Genomic DNA, 12,554 nt, shown 5'->3' with positions numbered 1-12,554 from the left:
TTTGTTGCTTATTTGTTGACTAGATAATTATTTTCTTGTAAAGAATGTGTACGATTTTTTTTCATTTTTCGATACTCTTTTGGTGAGATTTTTTCTTTTCGCTTAAAAATAGAACTAAAATAATTTGGATCATTGTATCCCACTTCTGAGGCTATGACAGATAGTTTTGAATTGGTTTCCCGCAAAAGTCGCCTAGCCATGCTCAATCGTTGTTCAGTAAGATAGTCAATAAATGTTTGTCCTATTCCTTGAGAAAAAATCGTACTGAAATGTGAGCTGCTCAAATGGACATGATTAGCCACTTCTTTAAGAGAAAGCTCTGGTTCAAAATAGTGGTTTTCAATATACGTGATGGATTGTTCGAGTACTTCTTTATATTGATTCATGTGATTCTCAAGTACCATTTCTTTTAAAAAGTAAATCATTTGTTCAAGGTATTGGATGAAGAGAGGCCTCTCTGACAGAATGTTCGGAATTTCCTCTGTAGTGGTAAAAGAAACGACTTGATTGGTTTGGTTTTGACGTATCGTTACTAATTCATTCAACTCATTGATGATCAGATGCCTAACGAGAAGTGGATCGGCATGTTGATTGGTCTGTTTGACCAACTTCTCAACAAACGAAGAAATTTCGCTTTTTCTTAGTAAACGAATGGATTCTTTTAGATCAAAAGATTGTCCGTAATTGCCAAGCTTTTTTTCATAATCTAAATAAGAAAGAATTTTTATTTTAGGATCGATCTTCAAGTAACTGAGCAAATGAACAGCAGTCTGATAACTATGTGGAATTTCGCTGATTCGTTTCACAGGATATCCGATTGCAATAACTAAATCATCTGTTGTATGCCCTAATGTTTTGTGAGAAAGCAATGCAACCTGATTTGCTTTTTTTTGTAATAGATCTTCATTTGGATCAAAAATCAATAGTTTGATAAATCGTGAAGAAAGGGAAGAAAAAAGTATTTGTTTATCGTGATCGAATAGCTCAGCCATCTTTTCATGAAAAATATCATAATCTGAAAAAAATTTATTTGTATGATTTGCGATCAAAAGAACCATATATTTATTTCCGGCGATTTCACGTTCAAGTTTTCGACCTTCTTCAATTGCTTCTGAAAGTAGTAACTGATTATTGAACAGGGCATTCAAGTAGAAGTTTTTTTGTACTTCTAAGGAATAGCCATTTGTTTCTTTAGACTGTTTCAATAAGGAGTCAGCTTCTAGTTTTTGAATGATTTGTTCTAGGCTTTTTTGTAGTTCATTAGGTTTGATCGGTTTTAACAGATACTCGGCTACTTGAAGTTGAATCGCAGCTTTTGCATACGTAAATTCATCATATCCACTAATAAAAATGATTTGGATATCAGGCAAAAGTTTTTTTACTTCATTGGCTAATTCAATCCCATTCATAAAAGGCATACGAATATCTGTCAATAAGATATCTGGTTTCTGCTCGGCAATCATTGATAAAGCAAGTTCGCCATCGCTGGCATCTTCAATAGAGCCCAAAGGTAAAAAGGTTGAAAATTCAGTGATCATCCTCTTCAATGATTCGCGAATCAAATGTTCATCTTCTGCAATAAAAATTTTATACATTTGCTTCATTCCTATCTATATTTTTTGTAGGGACAACGACATGGATGACCGTTCCATGATCGATCCGACTAGTAATCTTGATACTTGCATCGATTCCATAGTATAAAAGCAAGCGTTTGTTGACATTAAAGAGTCCATATCCTTTATGGAAATTAGTATCTAGACCATCTGCGAGTTCTTGGTTGATCTCCTCTAACTTGGTTTCAGTAATCCCTTTTCCGTTATCAATGATCCAAAAATGGATAAATTCTTCTTGGTCTATATACGCTTTTACGATGATTTTTCCTGGCCGACGTACCAATTTGGTTCCATGATAGACCGCATTTTCAATCAATGGTTGAAGAATCATTTTCAATATTGGATGATTATTGACTTTTGGATCAATGGTTAATTGATAAGATAATTGGTCTCCATAGCGGATTTGCAAAATCTTCAGGTAATTGTCGCAATGTCGAATTTCCTGTTCGACTGGTATCCAGTCTTTTCCTTGGCTTAATGAAATGCGGAAAAAGTCAGATAAGGAATATGTCATTTCTTTGACTTTTTCAATTTGACCCATTTCTGCCAAGACCAAAATGGCATCTAAACTATTATAAATAAAATGGGGAATGATCTGAGCTTGTAGTGTCCTGACTTCACTTTGCGCAAGATTATATTGTTTCAACGCATTTTCCTCTAACAAAATCACTAAGTTATCAGCCATATCATTCATGCTATTACTTAATTTTTTTAACTCATTATTTTGTGGAGTTTTGATCCGATGATTTAAATGTCCTTCTGCTAAAGCATCAGCCATTTTGATCATTTCATCCATAGGCTGTTGAATTTGGTACATCATTTTCGTGTTGAACTTTCTTGTCATTAGGAAAATCAGCGCGATGATAACAGCCTCGATGGTGGAGAGAATCACCAAGGAACTGCGAACTTCTTCACTTTTTACGGAAGCTGTATCGATTTCGATTTTGACAAAATCTTGTAAGATGTCATGGGCAAGTTTGACCGCAGATTCAACATGTAACATCAATGCTTGATTCTCTGCGAATGTTTCTTTTTGATGGATATTTGCAATGATTTTGTCTAAATAGTCAGAAACATTATCAAGGGAGCGCAAAACGATATTGAGTGTTGCTAATTCTTGTGAGTTTTGAGTGCTGACCTTGATTGCACTGATTTCTTCTTTGATGCGATTGATCTGGTTGCTCTTTTGGAATTCTTCAGGTGTGATCTGTCCATAAGTTAATCCAAGAGCTTCTTCGATGATCGTTTCTTCTACATTACTGGCGATTTGATTAGCAATCGAGATATTATGGATACTTTTTTCATAGGAAAAAAGATAATGTGTATAAAGTGCAATGCTAATGATCAAAGGCGTGATTGCTAAAGATAACATTAGCCAACTTGTATGTCGAAGTAGTACTTTAATGCTTTCGTTCTTTTTCATTTTTCCTCCTAATATCCCCGCGGTGGGATCGTTGAAAAATCATTTTGATCTGAGAACACCGTATCAGAAACGTAGATGTCTTGTGGAATCGCTTTCTTTTCGAAGTAGCGTTTGACTGTATTGGCTACTAGTTCACCCATAAAAGGATTGCATTCTACCACACAGTTGACCTTTCCTTTTTTTAATTGATCAATCATCTCTTTTTGTGCATCAATGCTGACAATCACAAAATTCTTTTCGAGCTTTTTTTCCTTGATCGCATCTAAGGCACCTAGTGTCATTTCATCATTGTGAGAATAAATGACATCGATTCCCTGAAGTTTTCCCTCATCAATGGCTTTTGAAAATTGTTCTTTGGCTTTTAAGCGAATATAGTCTCCGGTGATCACTTGCCTGACATGGATTCTTGGGTCGCGACCGATAGTTTCTAAAAAGCCGTCTGATCGTAAGCGAGTGGGAGATGTGTTTTCTGAACCACGTATCTCAAATACTTGGATCGATTCTTGTGTTTTTTGCTGGTAATGATTGGTGACGTAGAGGCCAGCTCGACTACCTTGTGCTTTGAAACTTGAACCAATATGGGTCAAATAGAGATCTTGTTTTTCCGTTGTGATGTTACGATCAACGATGATGACTGGGATATTCGCTTCTTTGGCTTCTTCCAAAACAGAATCCCAGCCAGTTTCTTCGATAGGAGATAACACGATCATATCGACTTGATAGGCAATAAATGTCATCACATCTTGTATCTGTTGTTTTGGATCAGAGTAACTATTTCGGTGAAGGACTTGGAAATTTTGTTTTTCCAGTGCTTCTTTGATGGACTGATTTTGAACTTTGCGCCAATTACTTTCAGTGCCAGCTTGAGAAAAACCAATAGTCAACTCATTTTTTGTAGGCTCAGTAGAGTTGAAAGCACACCCAGTCAACAACAGGCAAAAAGCTGCCAGGATAAAAAAACTTTTGTTCTTCATAATGAATCTCCCCTTTTATCTATATCATATAGCGTTTTCAAATTTCATATTAGCATGTTTGTCAATTTCGTAAGAAAATCAAGAATCGTCAAAAGAAAATGAAGAAAAATCAAAAGTTTACATAAATTTGCGAGGGAATTTATAGAAACACAGAAAAATAATCAATGAAAGCGTTTTATATTTCAACTATGATAAATTCATCAAATAAGTATTTGGAGGGACACACATGAAACGAGTTGGGAAAAATTGGTTGGTAGCAATTGTTTTTTTATTAATGTCAGTGACAGTATTTGCTGGTTGTAGCAATGGCAGTGCAGCCGGAGATGAAAAAGGGTTCGTAGGTATTTCGATGCCAACAAAATCTGCAGAGCGTTGGATCGCAGATGGCGACAATATGGTCAAGCAACTAGAAGAAAAAGGCTACAAAACGGATTTGCAATATGGAGAAGACAAAGTAGAAAACCAAGTGGCGCAAATCGAAAATATGATCACAAAGGGAGTGGATACGTTGGTCATTGCTTCGATTGACGGTTCAGCATTGACAGATGTCTTAGAAAAAGCACATCAGGCGGATATCAAAGTCATTGCGTATGACCGTTTATTGATGAACTCTGAATATGTCGATTATTATGCAACATTTGATAATTTTGGTGTAGGTGTTTTACAAGCTTCTTATATCGAAGATAAATTAGACTTAAAAGATGGTGCTGGCCCATTTACGATCGAATTATTTGGCGGTTCGCCTGACGATAACAACGCATTGATCAATTACAATGGTGTGATGTCGATTCTTCAACCTTATATCGACAGCAAACAATTGAACGTCTCATCAGGTCAAACGAAATTCAATCAAATCGCGACGCTTCGTTGGGATGGCTCAACTGCACAAGCACGTATGGATAACTTATTAAGTGCTAACTATACAGATGATCAACTAGATGCAGTTCTTTCTCCTTACGATCCAATTAGTTTAGGGATCATTTCTTCCTTAAAAGGAGTAGGGTATGGCTCAGCCGACAAACCACTTCCAGTTATCACAGGACAGGATGCAACGATTGCTGGAGTGAAATCCATCATTGCAGGAGAGCAAACACAAACGATCTTTAAAGATACACGGGTGCTAGCTGATAATACGGTAGAGATGATCGAAGCAATCAACAATGATAAAGAAGTGCCGGTCAATGATGAGGAAACCTACGATAACGGTGTGAAAGTCATTCCGACTTATCTAGCTAACCCAGTTTCTGTAGATAAAGAAAATTATAAACAAGAGCTGATCGATACTGAGTATTACAGCGAAAGTGATTTAGGCCAATAAGAGGGCTTTGGAACATTTGTCCTCTTGTACTCCTTAGAACCGAATAAACGGTGTTTAGAAGCTGACCTTCAATATTAAGCAAAAAAACGGGAAATATAACCAACTATTTTTCAATTTTCTCTCTTATTGCTAAGTTCAAAATGCTTCTGGCACAACCTCAATAAATAGTGTTTCAGTAGTAGCTCCTTCAAAAACAAGCGTGAGATCTCAAAATTTGAAGAACAATTTTCAGTTTTCGCGCTTATTTTTCGAAGTTGAGCGCTACTATCACACCCTCGATTAGGAAGTGAAAAAATGGCAGATTATATTTTAGAAATGAAAGAAATCATCAAAGAATTCTCTGGTGTTCGTGCGTTGAACAATGTCAATCTCCGCATCAAACGTGGAGAGATCCACGCCCTTTGTGGCGAGAATGGTGCAGGAAAATCCACGTTGATGAATGTGTTGAGCGGTTTGTATCCTTATGGCAGTTATTCAGGCGAAATCATGTATGACGGTGAGGTATGCCAATTCAAAAATCTTAGAGATAGTGAAGCGAAAGGGATCGTGATCATCCACCAAGAATTAGCCTTGAGTCCTTATCTATCCATCAAAGAAAACATTTTTTTAGGGAACGAACAAACAAAACATGGCGTGATCGACTGGAACTTGACGGAACGAAAAACAGAAAATCTACTAAAAACAGTGGGCTTGAAAATCGATCCAAATACCTTAGTTTCACAAATCGGTGTCGGGCATCAACAGTTGGTGGAAATTGCGAAGGCTTTTTCTAAAAATGTTCGATTACTCATATTAGATGAACCGACAGCAGCACTGAATGAAGAAGAAAGTGCCAATCTTTTAGCCTTGATCAAGGAGTTTCGCAATCAAGGGATCACTTCGATCATCATTTCGCATAAATTGAATGAAATCGTTGCGGTGGCGGACAGAATCACGATCTTACGAGATGGCCAAACAATTGAAACGTTAGAAAATACAGCAATCAGTGAAGAACGGATCATTAAGGGGATGGTTGGTCGTGATTTAACGAATCGTTATCCTGATCGTCATCCTGATATCGGCGAGGTTTATTTTGAAGTCAAGGATTGGACGGTCCATCATCCATTGACCACCGACCGAATCATCAATGATCATATCGATTTTTCGATTCGACGAGGAGAAATTGTTGGTATCGCCGGATTGATGGGGGCAGGACGAACTGAATTTGCCATGAGTATTTTTGGTCGATCATATGGAAGCAATCTCAGCGGTAAGATTTTTAAAGATGGAAAAGAATTAGTGATCAAAGATGTTTCTCAAGCAATTGATCATGGGTTGGCGTATGTGTCCGAAGATCGTAAGTCTGTTGGCTTGAATCTTTTGATGGACATCAGAGAAAATACGACGATTGCTAGTCTCAAAAAAATTAGTCGAAGTGGTATTTTAGATCAAGAAAAAGAAGTGATCGAAGCAGAAAACTTCCGGAAAAAAATGAGGACCAAAGCCACTAATGTGTTCCAAAACGTTGGTAGTTTAAGTGGTGGGAATCAACAAAAAGTCGTTTTAGCTAAGTGGTTGATGACAGAACCGGAAATTTTATTTCTGGACGAACCGACTCGTGGTATCGATGTCGGGGCAAAGTATGAAATCTACACGATTATCGAAGAAATGGCTGCCTTAGGAAAATGTGTCTGTATCATTTCTTCTGAACTACCTGAGATCATCGGTATGTGTGATCGGATCTATACCATGAATGAAGGGAAAATGACGGGAGAAGTGCTTAGAGAAGAGGCAAATCAGGAGTTATTGATGAACCTGATGACAAAAGAAGAGGAGGCAGTGGGCTGATGGAAAATGTCACAAAAAAAAGTCAGGAAAAAAAAGCTTGGAATGTAAAAGAAAAGATATTAGATATCTTTAGTAAATATAGTATGGTCATTATTTTGGTTGCTTTATTGATTGCTTTTCAACTAATGACCGGCGGGATCTTTTTAAGACCGCTGAATATAACGAATATCGTGTTGCAAAACAGCCATATTTTGATTTTGGCTGCGGGAATGTTGTTGGTCGTGCTTTTAGGCTACGTGGATCTATCGGTAGGTTCAGTCATGGCATTTGTTGGAGCGATGGCCGGTATGTTGATGGTCAACAACAACATCAGTCCATGGCTCGCCGTTCCTTTATGTTTATTAGTCGGTGGAGTGATCGGCGCATGGCAAGGCTTTTGGGTCGCTTATGTAGGGATTCCGGCGTTCATCGTGACACTTGCCGGTCTATTGATGTTTCGTGGTTTGACACAGGTTGTCTTAGGAGGGCAATCTTTAGCGCCTTTCCCTGGAGGTTTCCAAAAAATCTCGACGGGGTATTTACCAGATATCTTTGGTGTTCCTGGAATGCACTTATTGACGTTGATTTTAGGTGTCGTGTTAGCTGTTAGTTTAGTATTTGCTCAATGGCGTGCGAGAGCGCGAAGAAAAGAAAATTTATTTGAAGTACCATCAATGAACGCATTCTTGATCAAAGCGGCATTGACGATCGTTCTTGTCTTAGGATTAAGTTATATCTTTGCTTCCTACCAAGGATTTCCAGTAATATTGATCATTTTAGGTGTGATTGTTGGGATATATGGATTTTTGACCAATCGGACAGTTGCGGGACGACAAATTTATGCCACAGGTGGTAATTTGAAAGCTGCTCAATTATCTGGGATCAAGACGAAGAAAATCACTTTTTGGGTATTTGTGAATATGGGCGTCATGGCTGCTTTAGCAGGACTGATCTTAGCCGCACGTTTAAATGCTGCTACCCCACAGGCAGGGACTTCGCTTGAATTGGATGCGATGGCTTCTGTCTACTTCGGAGGAGCTTCCACTTCTGGAGGGATTGGAACGATCACTGGAGCAATCGTCGGTGGCTTAGTCATGGGCGTGCTGAACAATGGGATGTCGATCATGGGTGTTGGAGTAGACTGGCAACAAGCGATCAAAGGCTTGATTTTGTTGCTTGCTGTCGTATTGGATATTTACAATAAAAAACGCAAAATTTCTTAAGGTGGTGAACGGATGGAAACGACAGAGGAAAAACGGATATTATTGATTTGCACCGCTGGGATCACTTCAGGTCTGCTAGTAAAAAATATCCAAAATGCAGCAAATGAAAAAGGTGTACCTCTACATGTATACTCTGCACCAGCAATCGTGGCAGAGCAGGCGATCCAAAACCAGCAGATTGACGGACTGATGATCGGTCCACAATCAGAATATGAAGTGGAACGATTAAAAGATTTTCTGACGGTGAAAGCTGTTCCTTACAAATTGATTCGTAAAGAGGATTACGAATCATTTGATGGAGAATCTGTCTTAGCAGATATCTTACAATTCTTTTGAAATCACTTGAACTAAAAGCTGAAAAAAAGCAGTTGTTCCTTACAAAGCGCTAATAAAAAGAAACTCGTAAATATTTTTTCGTGTTAACAAGCCTTTCCAAAACAAGTTGTGCTACAATGATATCAAATAATTGTTCGGACAACTTACGTCGGAGTGAAAGGATTGGCAAAGTAACCATGGATAAAACAAAATATCAAATGATCGCAGATGAGATAAAGGATAAGATCATTGACCAAATTTTCAAACTAAATGAACCGATACCACCTGAACTCCAATTACAAAAAGACTATCAAGTCAGCCGTCATACGGTAAGACAAGCGATTGGACTGTTAGTCAATGAAGGATATCTGCGTAAAGAGAAAGGCTCTGGAACATATGTCGATGACACGTATAAGAAAACATCACAAAGTAGAAAAAACCAAAAAACGATTGGAGTCATCACGACGTATTTATCGGATTATATATTCCCCTCGATCATCCGAGGAATTGAAAAAGCGTTGAGTGAACAAGGCTATTCCCTCTTACTAGCCAGTACGAATAATGATCATCAACAAGAAAAAAACTGCTTGGAAAAAATGTTGCAGTTTGGTGTAGATGGCTTAATCGTAGAGCCGACAAAAAGTAATGAATACAATCCGAACCTTGCGCTCTATGTCAGATTGAGAGAACAAGGGATCCCGATGGTCATGATCAATGCTGTCTATGAAGAATTAGCGGTCGCCTCGATTTGTGTCGACGATGTAAAAGTTGGCTTTAAAGGGACGGAGTATTTGATCCAGCAAGGACATCAGCGATTACTGTTCATCACGAAAATCGATGATTTACAAGGGAAATATCGGATGAAAGGATTTATTCAAGCGTGCGAAGCCTACGGTATCCAATTTTCGCCGGAAGATATCATTACCTACACGACTGATTCACGTGGGAAACTAGGTGAAAAAGTCCTCTTACAGCTAAAGGAATCGGCAAGCACCGGCATCATCTGTTACAACGATCAAGTTGCTAGCCAGTTGCTTGATGAGGTGATCGCAAAGGGTTATCAAGTACCGCAGCAATTGTCGATCATCGGAAATGATGATTCCTCGTTGAGTCAGATGGGCGCAGTGAAACTGACCACTTTAACTCATCCAAAAGAGCGGATGGGGAAAGATGCAGCAGAATGGATCATTCACACGATCCAAACGGGCAATCAAGGAGAAAATATCGTCTATGAACCTAGTTTGGTGATCAGAGATTCAGTAAGTGCAACAAAGAATGGCGAGTAGCTGAGGGAAAACGATAAGTGTACCAAATACGATAAAAATTTATTTAATGAACATTAGTCAATGTCTAGCAAGATTATTTGCTCTTAAAAAGGTAAAGAGGAGGAAATTACTCTCTTTGCCTTTTTTATATGATAAATGTGAATTTATCAGGAAAAAGAAAAAGGATTTATGTACGAACAAATAACTATGTTTGTATTGACATGTACGTACAAAAGGTTTTATACTGTAACTATCATAAAGAGAAACTAAGGGGGCGTTTGACATCGAAGCGAAAGAAACTAGGCTGAAACGAATAGAAGCGATTCGCACAGGACAAACAGCACTAGGTATTGAGCTAGGTTCGACGAGAATCAAAGCAGTGCTGATCGATCAACACTATGAGCCGATTGCAGCTGGAAGTTACGATTGGGAAAACCAGTTAGAAAACGGTATTTGGACCTATTCACTTGACGAGATTTGGAAGGGGTTACAATCGAGTTATCAGCAATTAGTCGATGTGGTTTCTGAAGAGTATGATACGACACTGACTACGATAGGAGCGATCGGCTTTAGCGCAATGATGCACGGTTATTTAGCATTTGATCAGCACGATGAATTGCTTGTTCCTTTTCGCACGTGGCGCAATGCCATTACCGCAGAGGCAGAAGAAAAATTGAGCAAAGCCTTTCATTATACGATTCCACAGCGTTGGAGCATTGCCCATCTATATCAAGCAATTTTAAATAAAGAAACACATCTAAAAGATCTTAGTTACTTTACAACATTAGCTGGGTATATCCATTGGCAGTTGACCGGACAAAAAGTATTAGGAGTTGGAGATGCTTCAGGAATGTTTCCGATTGATCGTCAAACGAAGGGATATGATGCACAAAAGATTGCTATTTTTGATCAATTGGCACAAGCAGAAGGTTTTATGCAACCTTTAGAAACGCTTCTTCCAGAAATTCGTTTAGCTGGTGAGGTTGCAGGGACGCTGACTGAAAAGGGAGCCAAGCTCTTAGATCTATCCGGTAACTTATCTGCAGGGATTCCTGTTTGCCCACCAGAAGGGGATGCCGGCACCGGCATGGTCGCAACGAACAGTGTGGGGCTACGCACAGGGAATGTTTCAGCTGGGACATCGGCTTTTGCAATGATCGTATTGGATAAAGAGTTAGTAAATATCCATCCAGAAATCGACCAAGTAACAACACCTGACGGAAGCCCTGTTGCAATGGTGCATACAAACAATTGCTCATCAGAAATCAACGCATGGGTCAAGATTTTCAAAGAGTTCAGTGAGAGTCTTGGCGTGACGATCGATACACAGCAGATTTATGAAACCTTATTTTTGAAAGCGCTACAAGGAGAGAGTGACTGTGGAGGATTACTCAGCTACGGGTACCACTCAGGAGAAAACATCACAAAAATGGAACAAGGAAGACCATTATTCGTGCGACAGTCGGATAGTAAGTTTGATTTAGCGAATTTTATGCGGATGCACCTTTCAAGTGCTTTTGGGGCGATGCGTCTAGGGATGGAGATTCTTAAATCCGAACAAGTCACGATCGATCGTTTAGTCGCACATGGCGGGATCTTTAAAACGCCGAAAGTTGCTCAAACGATTTTAGCTTCAGCAATGGAAGCACCTGTCACAGTCATGGAAACAGCCGGAGAAGGAGGCGCTTGGGGGATTGCCTTATTAGCTGCTTATCTCCGATCGGCAGACGGCATGACTTTGGAAGAATTTTTAGCAAAAGAGGTATTTTCAACTAGTGAAGGTCTGACGATCGAGCCTAAAGAGGCAGATTTAAAAGGTTACGAAAAATTTATTGAGCTGTATGAAAAAGGATTGCCTATCGAAGCATCCGCGATCGTATCAATGGAAGAAGGAGTGAGAGAATGTTAGAAAGTCTGAAAGAATCTGTTTATCAAGCGAATTTAGCTTTACCAAAACAAGGACTGATCAAATACACATGGGGGAATGTGAGTGCATTTGATCGGGAAACGGGTTATTTTGTCATCAAGCCTAGCGGCGTGAGTTATGAGGAAATGAAAGCAGCAGATATGGTCGTTGTTGATTTGAATAATCAAGTCATCGAAGGTGAACTAAATCCATCTTCCGATACACCGACACATGCGGTTCTCTACAAACATTTCCCGGAAATTGGTGGGATTTGTCATACGCATTCGACGTGGGCAACGATCTGGGCACAAGCGGGTATCGATCTACCCGCCATGGGTACGACTCATGCAGATACTTTTTATGGGAGCGTTCCTTGTGCAAGATTTTTATCACAAGAAGAAATCGATGCTGGTTATGAACATGAAACCGGCAATGTGATCATTGAGACATTCCAAAATAGAAATATTGATATCATAGCAATTCCAGGAGTGTTGTTACATGGCCATGGACCATTTACTTGGGGGAAAGATGCTTCCCAAGCGGTGATGAATGCCGTTGTACTGGATGAAGTGGCGAAAATGAACTTATTTACTCGCCAATTGAATAGTTTTTCTGAACCATTGCCCCAACGAATATTAGATAAACATTATTTACGCAAGCATGGTAAAGATGCGTATTATGGCCAAAAAAATAAAAAATAGAGGAGTTACA

At 39.0% G+C, this 12,554-nt stretch carries 10 protein-coding genes; 7 read left to right on the top strand and 3 right to left on the bottom strand.

The window, feature by feature from the left end:
• Nucleotides 1-8: 8 nt before the first annotated feature.
• From HZ311_RS02420 to HZ311_RS02410, 3 genes are read right to left on the bottom strand one after another with little or no spacing between them, the layout of a single operon-like run.
• Complete coding sequence (locus HZ311_RS02420; RefSeq protein WP_023519959.1) at nt 9-1,595, bottom strand: response regulator; 1,587 nt, start codon at nt 1,593-1,595, stop codon at nt 9-11.
• Nucleotides 1,588-3,036, bottom strand: a complete 1,449-nt coding sequence (locus HZ311_RS02415; protein WP_178946457.1) for a sensor histidine kinase — start codon at nt 3,034-3,036, stop codon at nt 1,588-1,590. Before HZ311_RS02415 ends, HZ311_RS02420 begins: the two co-directional genes overlap by 8 nt.
• Before the next feature lie 8 nt (nt 3,037-3,044).
• On the bottom strand, nt 3,045-4,010 hold the full coding sequence (locus HZ311_RS02410) for an ABC transporter substrate-binding protein (protein WP_023519957.1): 966 nt from the start codon (nt 4,008-4,010) through the stop codon (nt 3,045-3,047).
• A gap of 274 nt (nt 4,011-4,284) precedes the next feature.
• Between HZ311_RS02410 and chvE the strand changes: the two genes are divergently transcribed.
• The 7 genes from chvE to HZ311_RS02375 all read left to right on the top strand — a co-directional run bounded on the left by chvE (nt 4,285) and on the right by HZ311_RS02375 (nt 12,544).
• Nucleotides 4,285-5,328 carry a multiple monosaccharide ABC transporter substrate-binding protein gene (chvE, locus tag HZ311_RS02405; protein ID WP_226075794.1) on the top strand — a complete coding sequence of 348 codons (1,044 nt, stop codon included), beginning with the start codon at nt 4,285-4,287 and terminating at the stop codon, nt 5,326-5,328.
• A gap of 294 nt (nt 5,329-5,622) precedes the next feature.
• Nucleotides 5,623-7,155 (top strand): multiple monosaccharide ABC transporter ATP-binding protein, encoded by a 1,533-nt coding sequence (gene mmsA / locus HZ311_RS02400; protein WP_010735032.1) that lies wholly within the window; start codon nt 5,623-5,625, stop codon nt 7,153-7,155.
• The gene (gene mmsB / locus HZ311_RS02395) at nt 7,155-8,357 is read left to right on the top strand and encodes a multiple monosaccharide ABC transporter permease (protein WP_023519955.1); all 1,203 of its coding nucleotides are present in this window, start codon (nt 7,155-7,157) and stop codon (nt 8,355-8,357) included. The genes mmsA and mmsB overlap by 1 nt, the downstream gene beginning before the upstream one ends.
• A 12-nt stretch (nt 8,358-8,369) precedes the next feature.
• Nucleotides 8,370-8,693, top strand: coding sequence for a PTS sugar transporter subunit IIB (locus HZ311_RS02390; RefSeq protein ID WP_010735034.1), 324 nt, complete (start codon nt 8,370-8,372; stop codon nt 8,691-8,693).
• Between the two features lie 176 nt (nt 8,694-8,869).
• On the top strand, nt 8,870-9,958 hold the full coding sequence (locus tag HZ311_RS02385) for a GntR family transcriptional regulator (RefSeq protein ID WP_023519954.1): 1,089 nt from the start codon (nt 8,870-8,872) through the stop codon (nt 9,956-9,958).
• A 262-nt stretch (nt 9,959-10,220) separates the two neighbouring features.
• The gene (locus HZ311_RS02380; RefSeq protein WP_051377621.1) at nt 10,221-11,846 is read left to right on the top strand and encodes a xylulokinase; all 1,626 of its coding nucleotides are present in this window, start codon (nt 10,221-10,223) and stop codon (nt 11,844-11,846) included.
• A complete protein-coding gene (locus HZ311_RS02375; protein WP_023519952.1) occupies nt 11,840-12,544 on the top strand; it encodes an L-ribulose-5-phosphate 4-epimerase in 705 nt (234 codons plus the stop codon). The genes HZ311_RS02380 and HZ311_RS02375 overlap by 7 nt, the downstream gene beginning before the upstream one ends.
• Nucleotides 12,545-12,554 lie beyond the last annotated feature (10 nt).

The sequence above is a fragment of the Enterococcus mundtii genome (assembly GCF_013394305.1).
Lineage (GTDB): Bacteria > Bacillota > Bacilli > Lactobacillales > Enterococcaceae > Enterococcus_B > Enterococcus_B pernyi.
The sequence above is the reverse complement of the archived record's forward strand: the minus strand, read 5'-3'. Positions and strand labels throughout refer to the sequence as shown.